Source organism: Nitrosococcus halophilus Nc 4 (genome assembly GCF_000024725.1).
Taxonomy (GTDB): Bacteria; Pseudomonadota; Gammaproteobacteria; order Nitrosococcales; family Nitrosococcaceae; genus Nitrosococcus; species Nitrosococcus halophilus.
The window spans coordinates 1596716-1616771 of the sequence record NC_013960.1; the positions used below are offsets into that span (position 1 = coordinate 1596716).

Annotated in this window: 20 protein-coding genes; 4 read left to right on the forward strand and 16 right to left on the reverse strand. The window is 47.3% G+C overall.

All coding sequences use genetic code 11. The features are described 5' to 3' along the window. Window positions 1-123 precede the first annotated feature (123 nt). A complete protein-coding gene (locus NHAL_RS07635; protein ID WP_041354737.1) occupies window positions 124-1380 on the forward strand; it encodes an App1 family protein in 1257 nt (418 codons plus the stop codon). 56 nt (window positions 1381-1436) lie between these two features. Here NHAL_RS07635 and NHAL_RS20265 read toward each other — a convergent pair whose 3' ends face one another. The 3 genes from NHAL_RS20265 to NHAL_RS07645 are packed head-to-tail and all read right to left on the reverse strand — an operon-like array spanning window position 1437 to window position 2266. Further along, entirely contained in the window at window positions 1437-1673 is a 237-nt protein-coding gene (locus NHAL_RS20265) for a hypothetical protein (protein WP_083761374.1), read from the reverse strand. Beyond that, a complete protein-coding gene (locus NHAL_RS07640; RefSeq protein WP_041354739.1) occupies window positions 1670-1948 on the reverse strand; it encodes a phage holin family protein in 279 nt (92 codons plus the stop codon). Before NHAL_RS07640 ends, NHAL_RS20265 begins: the two co-directional genes overlap by 4 nt. Window positions 1949-1951: 3 nt before the next feature. Continuing rightward, complete coding sequence (locus NHAL_RS07645) at window positions 1952-2266, reverse strand: ElaB/YgaM/YqjD family protein (RefSeq protein WP_013032594.1); 315 nt, start codon at window positions 2264-2266, stop codon at window positions 1952-1954. A 280-nt stretch (window positions 2267-2546) separates the two neighbouring features. Between NHAL_RS07645 and NHAL_RS07650 the strand changes: the two genes are divergently transcribed. Continuing rightward, window positions 2547-3539 carry a diacylglycerol/lipid kinase family protein gene (locus NHAL_RS07650; protein WP_013032595.1) on the forward strand — a complete coding sequence of 331 codons (993 nt, stop codon included), beginning with the start codon at window positions 2547-2549 and terminating at the stop codon, window positions 3537-3539. Between the two features lie 25 nt (window positions 3540-3564). On the opposite strand, the gene NHAL_RS20270 is transcribed toward NHAL_RS07650, so the two are convergent. Then, a complete protein-coding gene (locus NHAL_RS20270) occupies window positions 3565-3723 on the reverse strand; it encodes a YqaE/Pmp3 family membrane protein (RefSeq protein WP_013032596.1) in 159 nt (52 codons plus the stop codon). 22 nt (window positions 3724-3745) lie between these two features. Continuing rightward, window positions 3746-4822 carry an AI-2E family transporter gene (locus NHAL_RS07660; protein ID WP_013032597.1) on the reverse strand — a complete coding sequence of 359 codons (1077 nt, stop codon included), beginning with the start codon at window positions 4820-4822 and terminating at the stop codon, window positions 3746-3748. A 166-nt stretch (window positions 4823-4988) separates the two neighbouring features. On the opposite strand from NHAL_RS07660, the gene NHAL_RS07665 reads away from it, so the two are divergent. Further along, on the forward strand, window positions 4989-5312 hold the full coding sequence (locus tag NHAL_RS07665) for a hypothetical protein (RefSeq protein ID WP_013032598.1): 324 nt from the start codon (window positions 4989-4991) through the stop codon (window positions 5310-5312). A 396-nt stretch (window positions 5313-5708) separates the two neighbouring features. Here NHAL_RS07665 and NHAL_RS07670 read toward each other — a convergent pair whose 3' ends face one another. From NHAL_RS07670 to NHAL_RS07715, 10 genes are all read right to left on the reverse strand, one after another. Then, the gene (locus NHAL_RS07670) at window positions 5709-6770 is read right to left on the reverse strand and encodes an amino acid permease (protein ID WP_083761375.1); all 1062 of its coding nucleotides are present in this window, start codon (window positions 6768-6770) and stop codon (window positions 5709-5711) included. A gap of 95 nt (window positions 6771-6865) precedes the next feature. Continuing rightward, the gene (locus NHAL_RS07675; RefSeq protein ID WP_013032601.1) at window positions 6866-8101 is read right to left on the reverse strand and encodes a 2,3-bisphosphoglycerate-independent phosphoglycerate mutase; all 1236 of its coding nucleotides are present in this window, start codon (window positions 8099-8101) and stop codon (window positions 6866-6868) included. A 48-nt stretch (window positions 8102-8149) separates the two neighbouring features. After that, complete coding sequence (locus NHAL_RS07680; protein WP_013032602.1) at window positions 8150-9088, reverse strand: 1-phosphofructokinase family hexose kinase; 939 nt, start codon at window positions 9086-9088, stop codon at window positions 8150-8152. Continuing rightward, window positions 9088-9195, reverse strand: coding sequence for a Fe-Mn family superoxide dismutase (locus NHAL_RS22220; RefSeq protein WP_083761376.1), 108 nt, complete (start codon window positions 9193-9195; stop codon window positions 9088-9090). The genes NHAL_RS07680 and NHAL_RS22220 overlap by 1 nt, the downstream gene beginning before the upstream one ends. Before the next feature lie 166 nt (window positions 9196-9361). After that, the gene (locus NHAL_RS20280; RefSeq protein ID WP_238985470.1) at window positions 9362-9511 is read right to left on the reverse strand and encodes an SDR family oxidoreductase; all 150 of its coding nucleotides are present in this window, start codon (window positions 9509-9511) and stop codon (window positions 9362-9364) included. A gap of 404 nt (window positions 9512-9915) precedes the next feature. Further along, window positions 9916-12603, reverse strand: coding sequence for a bifunctional acetate--CoA ligase family protein/GNAT family N-acetyltransferase (locus NHAL_RS07685; RefSeq protein ID WP_013032604.1), 2688 nt, complete (start codon window positions 12601-12603; stop codon window positions 9916-9918). A gap of 57 nt (window positions 12604-12660) precedes the next feature. Further along, window positions 12661-13101, reverse strand: coding sequence for a hypothetical protein (locus NHAL_RS07690; RefSeq protein ID WP_013032605.1), 441 nt, complete (start codon window positions 13099-13101; stop codon window positions 12661-12663). 303 nt (window positions 13102-13404) lie between these two features. Further along, the gene (locus NHAL_RS21855; protein WP_238985471.1) at window positions 13405-14214 is read right to left on the reverse strand and encodes an EF-hand domain-containing protein; all 810 of its coding nucleotides are present in this window, start codon (window positions 14212-14214) and stop codon (window positions 13405-13407) included. Between the two features lie 203 nt (window positions 14215-14417). Further along, window positions 14418-17363: a transketolase gene (locus NHAL_RS20290; RefSeq protein WP_013032607.1), complete on the reverse strand. Its 2946-nt coding sequence runs from the start codon at window positions 17361-17363 to the stop codon at window positions 14418-14420. Between the two features lie 22 nt (window positions 17364-17385). Then, entirely contained in the window at window positions 17386-18033 is a 648-nt protein-coding gene (locus NHAL_RS07715; RefSeq protein ID WP_013032608.1) for a phosphatase PAP2 family protein, read from the reverse strand. A gap of 128 nt (window positions 18034-18161) precedes the next feature. On the opposite strand from NHAL_RS07715, the gene NHAL_RS07720 reads away from it, so the two are divergent. Further along, entirely contained in the window at window positions 18162-18821 is a 660-nt protein-coding gene (locus tag NHAL_RS07720; protein ID WP_013032609.1) for a nicotinamidase, read from the forward strand. A 47-nt stretch (window positions 18822-18868) separates the two neighbouring features. On the opposite strand, the gene NHAL_RS07725 is transcribed toward NHAL_RS07720, so the two are convergent. Continuing rightward, window positions 18869-19966 (reverse strand): S1C family serine protease, encoded by a 1098-nt coding sequence (locus NHAL_RS07725; protein WP_041355528.1) that lies wholly within the window; start codon window positions 19964-19966, stop codon window positions 18869-18871. Window positions 19967-20056 lie beyond the last annotated feature (90 nt).

Below are 20056 nucleotides of genomic sequence, written 5' to 3' on the forward strand. Positions count from 1 at the left end.
ATTAAACTATAGTTCAATTTTGTCTATAGTTATAGGCTAGATCCGGGCACCGTGGTTAATCAACATCGCGATTATCTAGTTTGCTGGAACTTCTTCTACGAGGCCTCTATGAGTATTCATTGCATGTTAAGAAACATCGCCCAAGCGTTGCGCAGGGCTCTTCATTTGTTGGCCCGCCCAGTTAGAAGCGATCGCGGCCGGGGGGGCATTGTTATCCACCCCTATCGCGGTTATGGCTCTCCTAAGGAGGTCTTCCTGATGGGGCGAGTTTTTAGACAACGAAGGAGGGTCTCAAAAGCAGGAGAGGCGACGCTGAGGCGCGATCTAATCGACATTGCTCGACGGCTCCTGAGACGAGGGATTGCTGGTGCGGTCCTATCAGTCCATTTCGGTGGGAAGGAACAGCAAGTGATGACAGATCGGGACGGCTACTTTCGCATCCATCTGCAACCCATGCAGCCACCACCAGCAGACCGTCTCTGGCACCACATGGACCTTAAATCGGTTGAACCAGCCGGTGCTGTGACCAAGGGTGATCTATTCATACCGCCAAATACCGCCCGTTACGTCGTGATCAGCGATATTGACGACACCATTATGTATACAGGGGTCGCTAACAAGGTAAAGATGTTGTGGCGCTTATTTATTCAAGGACCTCAAAGTCGAGTAGTTTTTCCCGGCGTAGCAGCATTTTACAGGGCATTGCATTCGGGCGCTGCTGGTGCTGAGTGCAATCCGATGTTGTACGTCTCTCGGGGCCCGTGGAGCCTTTATGAAATCCTTGATGAGTTTTTCCACCTCCATGGTATCCCCGTAGGCCCTATTTTATTCCTGCGCGATTGGGGCCTTACTCCCAAGCACCCGTTCCCCCGGCAGCGGAAGGGCCACAAGCTTGCACTAATCCGTGACATGTTGGCTCTCTACCACGACCAACCTTTTATTCTCATTGGGGATAACGGACAGCGGGATCCAGAAATTTATGCTCAGGTGGTCCAGGAACACCCAGGGCGGGTTCTCGCAGTTTATATCCGCAATGTTAGCCATAACCAGAAACGGCATCGTGAGATTGAGATATTAGCCAAGAAAGTAGTCAATGCCGGTAGCACTTTACTACTTGCTGCGGACAGCTTTGCCATGGCAGAGCATGCCGTCAAGCATGGCCTCATCGCACCGGAGGCGGTATCAGAGGTGCTCAAGGAGCGTGAGCACCAGCAGGGAGACCTGGATTTAAAGCCAACCCGCAAGGTAAAACGGTTAACTTCACAGGATACCCAAAAGGCTTTAGCACGTGGCAAATTAAAAGAAACTCTGGGGAAAAAAAACAGAAAAGAATCACCGCCCAATGTGGTGGTAGAGTCTGAGGATAGAAAAAGACACTAGCACCAGGGTTTTATAGCAAATTCAGGGTTTGTAAGTGTAAGAAAATAAAGAAAAATTCAATGGCCCCTGTGGTTAGTAGCCCAGAATCGTGAATGTGAAATTATTTCACGGGAGATTGCCTTAGATAATGATGGAGAAAAACTAGTGATAAATCCAGCTATAAAAGCACAAGTAATTGCCGGTATTCCAATAGTTTTTTTTAAATATTGATTTTCGTTTTCTATTTTTGCTAATGATAACAGGTGTAAACGTGCCTGTTTTACTCTTTTCTCTGGAGTTAAATATTTTCTCATTGTTTTATTTTTGAATTTCCAATGAAAATTAATATGATGCCAAAAAATATTGCTATAATTCCAGTAATTAATATAGCTGCAGGTACTGAAATTAGATCACTTAATGCCAAGCCAATGGATATTAGGATTAAAACAAACGCCCCCGCCAAGAAGAACATTCCAACTAGAAAAAAAGCTAAAGCAACAAAAAAATAAAAAAGATTTATTTTTGATTGTTGCAATTCAGCTTTGATTAATTCAATCGTAGCGAATAAAACTTTAACGAGTACAGTCACGATTTATTTTTGTGAAAATAGTTTTCCTGCTACTAAACCAACTAAAAAAGCGATGGCCAGGCTTGCAAGAGGGTGTTTCTCAATCTCATCTTGTGCTGATTCGGCTGTCTGTTCTCCAGTTTTTCGAGCTGAGATATAAGCTTGATTTAATTTCTCCATCATTTCATCTAATTCTTGTTCAGCTTTTGTTTTGGTCGCTTTGGCTGTGCTTTGACCAAGGTTCTTAACTGCTGAAAGTAGACTTCCCATGTCTTCACGAAGTTGGCTAAGCTCTTCTCTCAGCTCCTCAATTTCTTTTTTGGGTGCATTATCCGCCATTTGTAAAATGCCTCTATTTAAATAAAAATATTATTATTTCAATTAGTTATATTTGGTTGTGGGTAAAAACTCTAAAATCACTGTGAAAATTGCTTATATTGAATAATAGCTTATCACGTAAACGAAAGAAATCTAGATTACTTTTTTATTACTTAAATTAAGATAATACCCGTTGTTGTTTTTTTTGGCATAATTATTGCCTTAATATTGCAGTCTAAGATCACAAAAAGTGGGTATATCCCCTAGATTATCAATTAAGAAGTTTTTATACGGTAGGTTTATGGAATATTTACCCAATGAGGGTGAAAAAACTACAAAAGGAACTAGGATCGATGACTTAGTTTCTGCCAACTCATCTCTCTTTATTCTACTTAATCCTGTCGCTGGGAGTTGTAAAGCTGAATTGGTCAAGAAAATTTTGAAGCAACAATGTGCTCTGTTTAATACAGATTATAAGATTTATGAAACTACCGGTCGAGAACATATCCCAACTATCGTACGTCAAGCTATAACACAGGGTTATAGAAGGATTGTTGTTGCGGGAGGCGATGGAACCATTTCTGCAGTAGCTAGCGAATTAATCCAGAGCGAAATCATTTTGGGCATCATTCCTGTGGGTACAGCTAATTTATTAGCGCGCGAGCTAAAAATTCCTTTGGAATTAGAGGCAGCTTGCCAGTTAGTAGTCAAAGGCGGGAGGATAAAAAAAATTGATGCTATGAAGGTGGGGGATCGAAGCTTTCTTTCTAACATTAGCGTGGGATCTTATGCCCGTATTGGGGAAAGAACGAGTATCCATGCCAAACGGTATTTTCGTCAACTTGCTTATGCTTGGAGTGCATTAGCAGAATTAATTGGAACCCATGCCTGGCGCTTTAAACTCAGCATAGATAATCGAGAGCAACGTATGAGGGCAGCTTTTATTATGATTGCTAACGTAGGAGAGATGGGGGCTGCTTCATTACGGTGGGGCACAGATGTCAAACCTGATGATGGTCAGGTGGATATTTGTATTGTACGGGCCCGGACATTACCCCATTATCTATCGTTTATATGGCATATATTAAGGGGGCAACATAAACAGTCTCCTCATATTCTCTATTTACGTGCCCAAAAAAACATTAAAGCAAGTACAAGGTGGGGTCTCCCTGTGCGAGGTGATGGCGAAATTATTGGCCGATCCAGCATAGAGATACAGATTATACCCAAGGCTATATCAATTATGGTGCCTATTTTGTACTTGGAAAAGCAGACATCTGGAACTAAATATTAATTAGCATAAGCCAAGCTTCTAGCTATCAGCGTTTTGCGATAATCCACACGGCGTGGACAATGCCGGGGATGTAGCCAAGCAGCGTTAGTAAAATATTCAACCAGAATTGGCCACCTAGGCCAACCTGTAAGAATACACCTAAGGGCGGTAGTAAAATTGCAAACAAAACACGGATGAGATCCATAGGTATTATCCTTTAGTATCAATTATTTTGAATGGAAATAAAGATCGGAAAATACTTTTCTGTAAATCTCGAGAACGGTTACCAATAATGCGGCGATAATTGGGCCAATAATAATGCCAATAGGGCCAAATATAAGGATACCGCCTAAGGTCGCTAATAGAATCAATAAATCTGGCATTTTAGCCTCGCTGCCAACAATGTGGGGACGTAGAATGTTATCCACTGAGCCTACGATAATGGAGCCCCATAAAGTCATGCCAATGGCCCAACCCGTTTGCCCGCTTAGGGCAAGATAAATTACCGCTGGAATCCAGATGAGGGGGGCACCAAGACCGGGAATGGCAGAAAGTACGACAACGATAGCGCCCCAAAAGATGGCGCCTTTGAGTCCAGCTACCCAGAAAGCTAAGCCCACAAGTATGCCTTGTAATACGCCAATGACTAGAATGCTCTTCAAAATGGCCTTGGTGATTGCAAGTCCTTTTTCGAGAAGAAGAGAGCGGTCCTTTTCGGTAAGGGGGATGTAGCGCATCAAAACGGTAAGCGAATCCGGTCCCCACATTAGAAAGAAAAACATCGCATATAACATGATGAAGAATTTAACGATGAAATTGATCGTGCCCTGGGTAACTGCAGAAATACTCTTTGCAAGGAATTCTCCTGCGTTACCGGCAAGTTCGCCACCTTTGGCTATAATGCGCGATTTATAAGGCTCAAGTTGCTCAGAAAAGGGGAACCACTCTGGGATATCGCGGGAGAGATCATGTTGATCAGGCAATTTTTTTTCTAGCCAAGGTTCAACACTCTCGCTAATTTGAACTGCTTCGGCGGCTACAGCACCGAGCAGCCCCAGCAATGGCAGGCCTATCACAAAAATAGCTAGCACCAATACAATGACTGATGAGAGTGCTCGACGTCCATGTAATATCCTTAGAACTTGGTTATAAACAGGATAGAGAAGGGCAGTAAAAATGATTGCCAAAAGTAGGGCGATTAGGTACTCTCGAATGATGGCTATAAAGGCCGCTAAGATGGCTGTCAGCAGTACCAGAATAAAGGCTTTGCGGTAGCGGCTTTGTGCTTCATTTAACTGAGTCATGAACGTTTTCTATGTTTTAGTTGAGGATAATTCAATTACTATATTAGATATGTATCCTGCTTAATTAAAGCTTAATCCTAATATTTTTTAGGAACTGTAAATAATCTGGTCTATGAATTTACTCTCTAGATAAGCCGTTGCGTAACTCAATTTAAGGAGATTTGCCATGTTATCAAGGTCTATATTGAGAGCACTCTTATTTGTAGGGGCCCTTTCACTGACTACCTCTGTTACTCTAGCAGGTGGAAATGAACGACCGGAGGCCGAACAACAAGAAGAGGTATTCAGCCAATCCATTCAGAAACTTACGGGAAGGGCGGCAAAAAACCCTGTCTATTCCCATATTTATGGCGCGGAGTTTATGACAGAAAAGGAACGCTGTGAATACCTCCTTAAATTAGATGGCATGAAAACTAAGTCAGAGCGAGATGCCTTTCGGGCTCAACATCGTAAGGCAATAGATGAGCGCCGTAAGAAAATAGGAGGATAGCCCTCTAATGAATCTATTAGTCTGATGTTTGAAATATAGAGAGTTAAAATTAATTGTTAGAATTTCGCTTAAGTTGTGCTTTTAGTTTTTTTTCTTCTTTTTCCAACTCTCCCAATCGCCTTAACTGGGACAGTATCAATATTTGTGCTTCAGGAGGTGTTCGTTTCCATATGCTTGGAGGTAGAGGAAGCTTTGAACGATGCCAGTAAAGGTAAACAAATCGAAAAACTAAGAGAACAGCAGCTGCACCACTTATTTTCCAGAAATACTGGGGATCATTTAAAAGGAGTTGATTAACCAGTGCCGCGGCAGCGATGACGCAGCCAGCACTGCCAAGTAAGGGAAAGATGAGTTGCCAACCAGGATACACACTGTAGATGGCAGCAACCAGATTCACTATACAAAGGTGGAGAGGAGAACTAGGCTTGAGAAAGCTGCTAGCTCATCGAGATCAATGGTGAATATGATTCCTATGACTGCCGCCACAATAAAGACAAGATATAGCAGGGGAACGCCACTGTATTGCCTCCGAGTTAACCCTGGAGGGATTTCATGCTCATGGGCTAGGCGCTTTGCCAGCCGTCCATGGGAAAACATGGTGGCATTGATAGCTGCTGTCATGGATAAAGTGATGATAACCAGAGCCAATGTCAAACCTTGTTGTTCCAACACCAGACCAGCCAGATCAATAAGTATAGTCTGAGGTTGTTCCCCTGCTACTTTATTGCCAACTGCGGCTGTAGTAACGAAGGCGAGTAATATATAAAGAGCAATAGAAAGTAAAATAGCTGTTCGCATGGCCCGGGGGAAATTTTTTTTATGATTGTCGATATCATGGTAGTTATAAGTAAGTAACTGAAATCCTTCAAACCCAACAAACATTTGAGCAGCCGCGAAAATGATTTCCTTAGAGGGTACTTCCAAAACGGGCAATGCCTCTTCCAGGCTTATGGTTTGTAAACTTTTCCCAGCCAGGAAGAGAAGAAGGCCGATATTGCTATAAATAAGAAAATTTTCAAAGAAACTAGAAAAACGAATGCCTGCTAGGTTAACCACTGCGAGTAGAATAATTACTAGGGCGCCCAGGGAAGGAGCATGCTGCCAGCTTATATCAAGTAATAGGGTGGCAAAAGCACCAAAAGTGGAGGCATAGAGGGCAGTAGTGAATAGATAGGCTAGAATTAAGAACCAGCTGAGGGTTCCAGCGATTTCAGTACCCAACAGAGGACTAATGTAAACGAAGCTACCGCCAGGTTCATTAAAACGCAATGTCAGCCGACTGTAGGAAATACCGGTAAGCAGAGCGAGAAGGCCCGCAAGTCCCACACTGATAAAAGCGGCATTTCCTGCAGTCTCCGTGGCGGGGCCAAGAACGGCAAAGAACCCCCCTCCTATGATGACCCCTAGAGCCATGCTAGTGGCGCCCATTAACGAGAGTTTGGGGGAAGCTGATCCCATTTAAAGAAGAAATGCTATAAAATTGGTGGGTACGGCGCTAACACGTCTTAATTCCTCCTACTTAAAAAGGTGTTTTCCCTCAATTTCTGAGGTTGCTAGGCGCCGAATTTTTTAAGGCGTCCCGCATGGGCCAGCGCTAACCCTAGCAAATGGACGCCAGGCCGCAATCCCAGGGAGCCCCGAAGACAGTGGTATTCGTCAAATTGGGGTAATTTGTCAACTCGAGCATACCGGGAGTGGACTAGCACCGGTACCGGATGCCAGCTATGCTGTGCCATTACCGCTGGAGTGGAGTGGTCTGAGGTGATCACCAATACCTCGGGATCGAGGGCTAAGACTTTTGGCAGTAAGCCATCCACTTCTTCAATGACCGCCACTTTGCCTTGAAAATCATCGTCTTCTCCCCGACTATCCGTGCCCTTGACATGGAGGAAGTAAAAATCATGTTCATCTCCATAGTGCTTCCCTAGCGCCTCGAAGGCAGCCTCCATACTGGTGGGGGGATCGATTAAATCCATTCCAAGCAAACGGCTGACACCACGGTACATGGGATAGCCTGCCAGGCAGAGTCCTTTCAATTGGAAACGGTCCTGGAGGGAGGGCAGGAGGTCATAACGCTCAAAACCTCTTAGTAGAATAGCATTGGCAGATTTTTCGTTACTTAATACTTCTCTAACTTGTTCAATAAAGGCATTGATCAGGGTTGCAACTTGCTGAGAGTCTGCTGTTTCTGCTTTGGCGGGGTAAGGGAAAACCCCCGTGCTTTGGGGATCGGTATCTTGCACCTTTGCGTTTAACCCCGGACCCCGTAGGACAAATACCGCCCGGTGTTCACTGACGGTTTCAAAAAAATATTCCCCCTCAAAATCTAGTTGGACTGCTTGCCGGATTTTTTCGCACAAACGTTGGTTGGTTTCAGTGGCAATCCGACCAGCGCGTCGGTCAGTAATCCGACCCTCGGTATCCACCGTTGCAAAATTTACCCGGGCGGCCACATCTCCTTCCTGCAAGGGGAAATCTATCCCGAGCGCAGAGAGCACACTGCGACCGAGGGTATAGCGCAAGGGATGATAGCCAAAAAGGGCAAGATGGCCGGGTCCACTGCCAGGGGTAATGCCTGGACCAACGAGTTCTAGGAGGCCGCAGCTTGAGGATTGAGCCAACTGATCCAGATTCGGAGTATGAGCCTCTTGGTAGGCAGTTTTCCCTGTTTCAGGATGGGGTAATCCACCTCCGCCATCCAGGATGAGGTAAACAATCCGCCCGCCGGGCTGAACAAGTTTCTCCCAAACTATAGAAATGTCCGTAGGGATCTCTAACTTCGAGTACATGCCATAACCTTGACTAAAAAAAATTTAAAGGAATAGGATTTTCTAAATTCAGTGCTGTTCGCGGCACATTTGCTGATAAATACGCTCCATATCTTCAGTGCGGTAAAGCTCTGTGCCAGGAGTCAAAAGCGCCGCCGCAGCAGCGGCAACACCGTAATACAGAGACTCTTTAAGGGCACGACCGCGGGCTAAATTGAAGGTAATGACCGCGACGAAGCTGTCTCCTGCGCCGACCGGACTAATGCTCTTTACTTTTGGGGGTTGGGCGCGCTGCTGCTCTTCCCGGGTGGTCAGCAAGGCCCCTTTATCCCCTAGAGTCAAAATAACGACCTCGGCTTTCCCTTGTTCAACAAATTCTCGAGTCAGTGTGGCTTGTTCTTCCGGAGTGTCTACTGAATGTCCCGTTAAGTTTTGAAACTCATGCTGATTGGGTTTGACCAGATAAACCCCTTCTTCTAAAGCAGCCTGTAAGGGTGGCCCTGAGGTATCCAAGATCAGGCGCATCCCCTGTTTTTTCGCAATTCGTGCTAGCCGGGCATACCAATCGTTTGGAACTCCCGGCGGTAAGCTGCCACTAGCAACTAGATAGGTGGGTTTAGGTTTCCATTGGTCGATTTGATCTAAGCATTGCTGCCATTCTTGCTGGCTCAGTTCCGGGCCGGGTGAGACAAAGTGAAAAAGATGACCACTTGAGCTTTCCAGGATAGCAAAACTCTCCCGAGTGGGACGTTGGATAGGAAGGGGGTAATGATTAATATCTTCTTGGTCAACCAGTTCCTTTAGCATTTGCCCTGTTGGACCACCGACGGTATAAAGGGCAGTGACCTGGCCACCGAGTGTCTGAATCCCACGGGCCACGTTAATACCCCCTCCACCTGGTTCTCGACGAAGCGGAGCAGTCCGCAATTTTCGTCCAGGGAGCATTTCCTCAATCTCGGTTGAGAGGTCAAGGGAAGGGTTCATGGTGATGGTGACAATGGTGTTCATTACTTGCCTTGAAAATTTTTAGCGACAAAATCCCAATTCACCCGATTCCAGAAAGCGTCCAAATACTTGGCTTTTTCATTACGATAATCAAAGAGGAGGTAACTCATGTTTCATTGGATTTTCCTCCATTAAGAGGTATTTGGTTTTTACCTATTACGAAAGAAATTGCTGTACAGCAGGTTGTTCTCACACAATGATTTCTTAATTAACTTTCTAGTATATATAAAACACTTTCGCTAGTTTGGATATTTAAATGATCTTGTCTCTGTGCTCTTATCGGGCCGTATAGCCGCCATCAATGACTAATTCACTCCCTGTCACAAATTTAGCTTCACCAGAGGAAAGATAAAGAATCCCATAAGCAATATCTTCGGGGGCTCCCACATGGCCAATAGGGTGGAGGCTATCCATATTGACCAGCACATTGATTTTTCCGAAAATTTTATGAACCTTAGCGGACGAGAGCTACTTTTCCGTCTAGGCGATTCATAGTTTTCTCCTAGGGTCTCCATATTTTATGTTGCTTTTACTATTCGTAGAGCTTCCTTTTTGAGCCAGGATCTCTCGGCCCCCTTCATACTGGGCAAAATACGCTTCAAGACGTTGAACTGCCTGAGGCAATTGTTGTGAGAGATGATAAACCTGGTCGACCACATCCGGAGCTACTAACGAGAGGCTCACTAAGAGAGGTGTGGTAATCCGAAGATCTAATCTCTTTTGATTGTTATCGCCCATCACCAATATTGATTGTTTATTGTCAGAAGATGAGCTCAATGTTGGCTTTTCTCTACTCTCCCTTTAGTTCGTTGCGGTACAGGGATGTACCGCTATTTTTTTTTCGGCTGTAAACAAAGTTGAACCTGGACTATTGCCTCATTGGGAGAAGGCTGAATTTCAAAACCGAGGCTTTTGGCTAGGGCCAACATCCGCTTATTATCACGAAGTGCATTGCCGATCAGCTCCTTAGTGCCACAGGATTGGCAGTAGCGGATCATTTTATCCAGCAAAAGATGGCCCAGCCCTTTGCCTTTAAGTGCCGAGTGCACGATGATGGCAAATTCTGCTTGGATGTTTAGGGGATCCGTGATTGCTCGGGCGACTCCTAGAATTTTGGGCCAATCGTCTCCATCTTGGGTAATCGCTAGGAAAGCCATTTCTCGGTCATAGTCAATCTGAGTATAGCGGGCTAGTTCGGAATGGGGCCATTCTTTGATCATGTCAAAGAAACGAAAGCGGATATCTTCGGGGTCCAGTTGTTGTAGAAATTCCCGGTACTGGGGTTCATCTTCAGGACGAATGGGACGTAACAGCACTTTTTCTCCTTGAAAGTCGCTCCATTTCTCAAGTTCCCTGGGGTAAGGGCGGATGGCAAGCCGTTCAGGACCCGAACTCTTAGCAGGTGCTATCCCCATACGGGCATCTAAGGCCAAGACTCCCTTATCGTCGGCGAGGAGCGGGTTAATATCGAGTTCAGTGATTTCTGGAATATCAGCCATTAGTTCAGCAATCTGGATCAGAACCCGGGCAATGGCCTCCTGATCGGCGGCAGGGCGATCCCGATAACCCGCAAGTAATTTGGCAACGCGGGTTCTGGAGATCAGTTCTTGTGCCAGGCGCATATTGAGGGGAGGCAATGCCACGGCTCGGTCTTGAATAATCTCGACGGCAGTGCCTCCTTGGCCAAATAAAATAACCGGACCAAAAATGGGGTCTGTGGTTGCACCGATCAAAAGTTCATGGGCGCCAGGACGATGGGCCATTTCTTGTACCGTAAACCCCTCCAATTGGGCTTCAGGGCGTAATTCTTGAAGACGGCGAAGTATCCTTTCAGCTTCTGACTGGACGGCCTCGGGGGTTTCTAAATCCAGGACGACGCCTCCGACGTCTGATTTATGGGAAATATCAGGCGAGAGAATCTTTAGCGCTACCGGAAAACCTAGTTCTTGGGCCATCTGTTGAGCTTCTTCAGGAGTTTTGGCCACCCGGGTGGCGACCACTGGAATGCCGTAGGCAGCCAAAATCTCTTTAGCTTGGGGCTCGCTTAATAAACGGTGGGGGGAAGCGAGGGCTTTTTCCACGATCTGCTGCGCTGTCTTTCGGTTGGGAGTGAACTCCTGAGGGATAGAAGGAGGGGTTTCCATTAATTGCACTTGATTGCGATGGTATTCCATCATATTTAGAAAGGCCTGAACGGCTTCCTCAGGAGTTCCGTAGGTAGGAATATCGGCCCTCGCAAAAATATCCCGTGCTTTTTCAACCGCCTCACCCCCTAGCCAGCAGGTCAGTACGTTGCGCTTAGCTTCTTTCACAACAGTGACGATAGCTTCTGCAATATGGTCACTGGGTACGATGGCGGTAGGGGCATGAATAAGCAAAATAGCATCGGATTGGGGATCGTTAAGTAAAATCTTTAAGGCTTTCACGTAGCGTTCCGCGGGGGCATCCCCGATGATATCGACTGGGTTGCCATGGGACCAGGTGGGGGGGAGCACCTGGTCCAGTTGCTGGATGGTTTTCTCGGAGAGGGTGGCGAGTTGGCCATCGGCTAAGGCTACAGCATCGGTCGCCATTACGCCGGGACCGCCCCCATTGGTCAGAATGGTTAACCGATTGCCTTTCATAGGCAAAGCCCGGGCCAAGGTTTCTACGGCACCAAACAGGTTTTCAATGGTGACCACACGTAGCATGCCTGCACGACGAATGGCGGCACTATAGACATCATCGGCACCGGCCAGGGCACCGGTATGGGAAGCGGCGGCCTGGGCTCCCTCTGGAGCGCGACCGGATTTGACCACCAGTACCGGTTTGTTGCGTGCCGCTGCCCGGGCTGCGGACATAAACTTCCGGGCCTCTTTGATGGATTCGATATAGAGGAGAATAGCGTGGGTATTGGGTTCACCTCCCAGGTAGTCCAGCACATCCCCAAAATCGATATCCGCACTATCTCCCATGGAAATAAAATAGGAAAAGCCAATTTCTTTAGATTTGGCCCAATCTAGCACCACTGTGGTGAGGGCTCCTGATTGGGAAACAAAGGCGATTTCACCTTCCATAGCCTGAGTATGGGCAAAACTGCCATTGAACCCCAGCAAAGGAATCATTAGGCCCACGCAGTTAGGGCCGAGAATACGCAAAAGGTGAGGCTGAGCGGCTTCCAGCATTTTTTGCTGGAGGTTTTGTCCTTGTTCATCTTTGGTTTGGGGCAGGCCTGCAGTAAGCACAACAGCTGCCTTCGTTCCGCGCTCGCCTAACTCGGCGATGATCCCTGGTACTGTGGTAGGCGGGGTGCCGATGATAGCCAGATCGGGAGTTTCTGGCAGGCTGGCAATATCTGGGTAGGCTAAAACCCCGGCGACGGCTTTGTATTTGGGGTTGACGGGCATAATCGGGCCACCAAACCCCCCTTCTAGGAGATTGCGCATCACAGTGTTCCCCACACTATGGGGTTTAATAGAAGCGCCGATCACCGCCACTGACTGGGGCTGAAACAAATGTTCAAGATTGCGAATACTCATGGTTTATTTTGATTAAGTCAGCAAACGCCAAAAAAACATAGCAATTGATCCGTGGGCTCAAGGTGATATTTTCGTGAGTTTTAAAAAAGCGCCAAGTGCGATAAGCAGGGTGCTGGCACCGAAAAGGATTCCGACGGGGTAATACAGGTTTCCTGCAAGTTCAAGCTGGCTGTATTTAATGACTAAAATGAGTGCCTCTAGGACCAGGGCAATGCAAACTAAACCCACAAAGCGAGTAATGGTGCGTCTGAATACCGTAAATATGTTGGTTTGTTGATTAGATACCGAGTATTCTTCACTAACCCCTATCCCTAATTCAAACATCGCCAAAGAAATAACTGTTGTGTTAATGGATTGGATGATGATTTTGATAAGTTCTTCCCCTGCGAGCACCCCTTGAATGAACTGATATGCTGCAAGCCCGATTAACCCCACAGAAATCCCGATAAAAATAAAGGAAAAGGTTTTGCCTAGGATCATCCTATATATTCTTTCCATGGTAGTGTTCCTAAGGATTAACTAAAAATTAGCCTATTTGGTTTTAAAGCAATGCATTGTTTATTTTGAGGAAAGTTATCCAGGGAGTCATTCCTGATATATAGGGGTAATAGCTAGAAAAGGGGTGAGTTGGGGGAAGCAGTACTGGACCAAGAGATTGGAAAGTCTGAAATTAAAGTCATGTAATCAGCAGAATGGTAGTAATATTAAGGAGGGCTATCTGAGTCGCTTCTTTGCCATGGAGGTGAAGCAAGCCTTACTGAGTGCCTATCTTCGATAGCCCCCCTTATATATCGGGTAAAATTATTGCTGTCTTTCCATTTTCTCGCTCTCGCCTTTGGATGGTTGCTCTGCTGCGCTTTCCTTTTGCTCAGGTAGAGCGCTATGGGGTGGAGCGCCATGCTCTCCGTACTGCACGGTACTGTCGCCGCCGTGATCAAAGCCCCGCATCTGCATGGCCTTAAAGGCGAGGAATTCATCGGGGTCAACTTTGCCATCCTTGTTTCGGTCTAGCTGCCTGAAGTGTAAGGCTAGCGCATCAAAAGCCTGAGCTTCCTCTTTACTGATGGAATTATTGCCATCTGCATCGAGTTGAGAGAATGAGGGCTGCTGTTTTTCCATTCTCTCCTTTTCGCTCATTGTTATTTCGAACATGTGTTCATGGGGCTGTACTTTTTGGCCTGCTGCGCGGCTCTCGCCTGGCGGCTGCATTGATTCGAGCGTGCGTTTTTCAGAGGGCTGTATTTCTTGGCCTGCGGCGCTTTCCTTTTGCTCAGGTAGAGCGCTATGGGGTGGAGCGCCATGCTCTCCGTACTGCACGGTACTGTCGCCGCCGTGATCAAAGCCTCGCATCTGCATGGCCTTAAAGGCGAGGAATTCATCGGGGTCAACTTTGCCATCCTTGTTTTGGTCCAGCTGCCTGAAGTGTAAGGCTAGCGCATCAAAAGCCTGAGCTTCCTCTTTGCTGATGGAATTATTGCCATCTGCATCGAGTTGGGAGAAGGAGGGCTGTTGCTTTTCCATTCTCTCCTTTTCGCTCATTGTTATTTCGAACATGTGTTCATGGGGCTGTACTTTTTGGCCTGCCGTGCTGCTCTCCTTTGGTGGTTCCATTGATTGGTCCTGACAGCCATACATTGGTAACAATAAGAGACTCGTCAGAAGAGTAATGTCTAACCTTTTAACTATACTCATCGCTATTTTCCTCCTTCGCTACCCTTTAATGTAAATGAACGGACGAAATGTGAGGATTAGCGGTTTTGGATTATGGTTCTTGCACTCACATTTAACTGATGATTTTGTAAGGTATAGAAGATTTACCCGATAAGTTCCAGGACTTTCTGTGCGATAGCTTTTTTAGAAATCCCATATCGGTCTAATAATTCTTCTGATTTTCCAGAACGGGGTTCTTCTGTAATTGCAAGACGGTGTACTGGCGCTAGGGAATTGACGGCGGCGGCTACTGCATCGCCGAGGCCCCCGTCGATCCAATGATCTTCGATGACCACCAGTGCTTGGGTGTCATGAGCTGCTTTGGAAAGGGTTTCTACATCAATCGGTTTTATCGAATAGCTGTCGATGACTCGAGTAGAGATTCCATTCTGTTTAAGCTTATCGTAAGCGGCAAGTGCTTCGTGCACGGTAATACCCGCTGTTACCAGAGTAAATTTATCCTCTTTTGAAGTACGTAAGGTTTTACTTCCTCCAACCGGGAATTTTTCATCACTGGTGTAGATTACAGGGGTTTTGGGTCGGGTCGTGCGAATGTAGACAATTCCTTGGATTTGTGCTGCTTGCTCGGTCAAGCGCTCAGCGCTGACACCATCACAGGGGTACAGGACCGTGCTGCCAGAGACAGCTCGAAACATCGCTAGATCTTCCAGTCCCATTTGGGAGGGGCCATCCTCGCCAATGGAAACGCCGGCATGGCTGCCGCAAAAAATGAGATGTGGGGGACGGCTATGGCCAGCCATCCGGATAAAGTCGTAGGCTCGGGTCAGAAAACAAGCGAAGCTGGCGGCGCAGGGAATTTTGCCACAGGCCGCCAGTCCTAGGGCGGTGCCCGCCATATTCTGTTCGGCAATATAGCCTTCGAAAAATCGATTGGGATATTCTTCGGAAAAATATTCGGTTCGGGTGGAATTTTTGACATCGCCATCTAGGACCACGAGTTCGGGAAGAAAATCCCCTAGTTTTTTCAGCGCCGCACCAAAGGCATCCCGTGTGGCGACCTGATTTCCTATAGAATAGTCAATAGAGAGCGCAGGTGCTGGCCTCCTTTGGGGAACGTTGTAAGTACCTATACGCCGAGGTTCCACGGTAACGTTAGCATGATTTTCTCCTAGCTCTGCCAGAGCCTTATCCATGCTTTCCTGATCTAGGGCCTTACCATGCCAGCCATATTTGCCTTCCAAGAAAGAGACCCCTTTTCCTTTCTCAGTCTTCGCTATGATGGCCGTCGGCCCTGCCTTTTTAGCTTGCTCAAAGGCGTTGAGGATAGCCGTTAGATCATGGCCATCAATTTCTATGGCTTCCCAGCCAAAGGATTGAAAACGGTGGGCAAACACCTGGGTATCGTGCTGGTAGGGGGCCGGACCGCTTTGAGCCAGAGCGTTGACATCCACAATGGCTACCAAATTGGAGAGCTTATTCAAGGAAGCAAATTGGGCGGCTTCCCAAACGGATCCCTCTGAGCATTCCCCATCCCCTAGCAGACAATAGACCCGGGCATCAATATCATCTAGCCGGTTGGCCAGAGCAATTCCGTTTGCCGCGGCTAGACCCTGACCTAGGGATCCGGTGGCCACCTTGACCCAAGGATTGTTCGGGGTAGGATGGCCCTCCAGAGTGCTATCCAATTTGCGAAGTGAGAGCGGATCTTCGTCAATGGCTTTTGCCTCCCACAGGGCCGCCCAAAGAATGGGAGCGGCATGGCCTTTGGAAAGGATAAAGGTATCCACATTACGAGCGTTGGAATCCTTGGGATCCCAACGCATTTCATGGAAAAACAGGGCAGCGACAATCTCTGCACAGGAGAGGCAGGAGGTGGGATGGCCTGAACCGGCTTCGGTGGTCATCTGGATAACAAGGCGGCGGAGTTGTTGGGCTACGTCTTGTAGTGGCTCCACCTGTTGGCGGTTTCTACATTGTTGGCACTTGATACCCAATGTTTCTAAGAGTTCATCGTAGGGATCGATAAATTTTTGGATGCCCTCATTTTCCAATTGTGAGGCGACTAGTTGAAAATCGATCCCTATTTTTTCCAGCTCAGTAATGACTTTTTGAGCCTCTTCTATATTTTTCTCCACTGTTTCTTTAACCGTACCATGGTCGGCAAAGGCCTCAATGGTATCTTCCGGCATGGTATTAATAGTGCGGGGGCCAATCAAAGGTTCAATATACATCACGTCATGGTAGGCCGGATTTTTGGTGCTGGTACTGGCCCATAGCATTCGCTGCACCTGGGCTCCTTTAGCCTCTAAGGCTTTCCAGCGATTACTTTGGAGGATGTGCTTAAAATACTGGTAGGCTAGCTTAGCGTTGGCAATGGCCACTTTACCTTGCAAGTCCTCTGGATGGGGCTCTAAATGAGATCTTCCTTCTAGAGGAATGCGATGGCTTAGGAGCTGGTCTGCCAGTACATCAATCCGGCTGAGGAAGAAGCTAGCTACAGAGGCAATATGAGCCACTGATTTGTCTGCTTCAAGGCGTCGCTCTAGGGCTTTAAGATAGGCCTGTGCCACGGCTTGGTAGCGTTCGATGGAAAACAGGAGGGTGATGTTGATATTGATCCCTTCGAATAACAATTCTTCAATCGTGGGAATACCGGCGGCGGTAGCGGGTATTTTGATGAGCAAATTAGGTCGATCCACGGTTTGCCATAACCGTCGTGCCTCCTGGATGGATCCCGGGGTGTCATGGGCGAGATGGGGGGAGATTTCAAGACTGACGAATCCGTCCTGGCCTTTCAGTTCGTCGTAAACAGGGCGTAGAATATCGCAGGCATCTTGGAGGTCGGTGGTCACCAGTGCTTCATAAATCTCGATATTAGAACGACCTTCTGCGATCAGGGTTTCGATTTGGGCATCGTAATCATCACTTTTAGCAATCGCTTCATGGAAAATCTTCGGGTTGGAAGTGACGCCGCGCAAACCTTGTTTTTCAACCCGGCGCTTCAAATCCCCATTCTTGATCATGCGACGGGTAAGGTTATCAAGCCAGTAACTTTGTCCAAATTCGAGCAGCTTTAAAAGCGGATTCATGGTTATCCCCCTATTTTTCTGGCTATTCCAGTTGAGTAGTTATGCGGATGAGGGCAGCAGTGCTGAAAACCCATACCAAGGCGACTAAAAACCCTCCTAGGATATCGGAAGGATAGTGGACCTGTAGGTAGAGCCTGGAAGTGGATACACATAGAACGAGTATGGTTAAGAGTATAGCGGTTGGCCATTGCCAGCGAGGACGGAGGCGGTGAATGATGAGGAAGACGGAAAGGGCAAAGGCGGTAATCTGGGCAGTATGCCCACTAGGAAAGGCGAACCCACCATATTCTTCTAAGGGAGGAAATAATAGGGGTCTTTCCCGAACGATGAAGGCTTTCAGGGCCAGGTTCATAAGACTGGCCCCGCTAAAACCAATCCCTATAAGGATGGCCTCCGGATAATGGCGGTAGCGAATCAAGATACCTAGAATGACAATGCCAAGAGGTAGAAGAACAAATCCAGAACCTGCCCAGGTTATCCAGAGAAAAAAATTGTCCAGCACCCATGTGCGGTGTTCAGCAAAGAAGGTGAGGATAATAGTATCAAACCACAGCTCTCCATACTGATGGACTTGCTGCGCAAGGGCGATAAAAAGCACTGTGCCCCCCATAATTACCATGCTGTAACTTAGGATAGTCGTTGAGAAATAGCATTGAATTAATTTTTTCATCCTTCTTTCGCTGTTTTTAACGGTAATAAAAATGGCTTCCTGTGGTCTGGTAAACTTCTTTTCTGTTGGCTTTACTTAAAGAACGCCAGCGTAGAGACGCTGATTTCCGAGTTCTAGGGAGTTTAATGATGGAAAGACCCACGATTACGTTTAATAGAGAAAGTGCTGTATTATTATTAGTGGATATCCAACCGGATTTCCTACCGGGAGGAGCACTGCCTGTGGCCGAAGGTGATCAGATTATCGAGCCGATACGCATGCTGATGGAGTCAAATACATTCTGCCATTATGTGGCGACTCAAGATTGGCATCCATCCGGTCATATCTCTTTTGCTAGCAGCCATCCAGGGCGTGAACCTATGGAGATCATCGAGATCGATAATCATCCCCAGACCCTGTGGCCGGATCATTGTGTCCAGGGAACGCCGGGGGCTGAGTTCCATGGCAGCCTGCCCTGGGAGAAGGTGGCGGCTATCATACGCAAGGGGATAGATCCAGAAAGCGATTCTTATAGTGGATTTCGTAATAATTGGAACCCCGCAGGTGAGCGCCCTCACACTGGATTAGCTGGTTATTTGAGAGAGCGGGGCATGGAAGAAATATTTATCTGCGGTCTTGCTCGGGACGTTTGTGTCAAATGGACCGCTGAAGATGGTGCCGCGGCCGGTTTTAATGTTTACGTGCTCTGGGATCTTACCCGTCCCGTAGAGCCTTCCACCGATGACCAGGTACGACAGGAACTGATAGCCGGCGATGTCAAGATTATTGATTCGGATCAGCTGAGTTAAATTCCAAATTAAGCGGAGCGGTTTTGTGGGGCTTTCCAGAAGGAACTTTATCCGGAAATATCCACTATGGCTACCTCAACCCTGCGGGTCTTCCCCTCCCGTAATAGCGTCAATTCCGCTTTGTTGCCAATGCCTATTTCTGTCAATGCCGCAGCCAGCTCTGGTACCGACCTTACTCTCCGATTATTAACGTGGGTAATAATATCTCCCAGTTCACCTGTGGATAAATTCATCCCTTTCAGCCCCGCTTTATCTGCCGGTGAGCCAGCTATCACTTCGGCGACAATGACTCCTTGAATCTCGAGACGGGCGGCAGCCTCTTCTGGCAAGGCAGCAATGCCGATGCCAGGGCGTGGGACTCTACCTTCTTTAATCAGTTGCGGCACCACCCGATTAACAATATCAATCGGAACAGCAAAGCCAACGCCAGCAAAAGAGCCGGTCCCAGAGATAATGGCAGTCGTGACCCCAATCAGACGGCCTGCCGAATCCAAGAGTGGGCCTCCTGAATTTCCTGGATTGATAGCCGCATCGGTTTGAATAACTCCCCGGATCTCTCGACCTGAAGCGGTTGGCAAGCGTCGATCGAGGGCACTAATGATCCCTTTGGTAAGAGTCCGGCTCAGACCGAAGGGGTTGCCGATGGCATAGGCCAATTGGCCAACCTGCAAGTTTTCAGAACTCCCAATAGGGATAGGAGAAAAGGTGCGTTGGGGGCGTAAAATACGGAGTACCGCTAAATCATAGTCGGGTGCCGAGCCCAGAATTTTTGCCTCTAATAGTTCTTCAGAACCAAAGCGAACTCCCATCCTTTGGGCGCCTTCAACCACATGGTGATTGGTCACAATATGCCCGGCTTTGTCCCAGACAAATCCCGAACCAGTTCCTACCTGGGTTGGGCCAGGAGCAAAGGGAAAGAAGCCACCCTCTCGCCTTTCCGTCATGATAAAAGCGACTGAAGGAGAGGTACGTTCAAAAATTTCGGTAGTAGTTTGCTCCGTTTCGGTCAGGGGAGCCCGAGGGGTTACGGGGTGAGGTTCAGCAGTATATCTGGAAAGAGCCAGGTAGACATAGTCATATCCGACCCATAAGGTTAATAATATCAAGCACCAAAGGACAATTACTCGGGTAAAACGTTTATTCATGGGGTAATTCTTTTTAGTTGGCTTTGCCTCGGCGTCATTGCTAAGGGTTTGTTGTGGCGTCCTTTTGTGGGTAGAGTGGATGGAATGGGG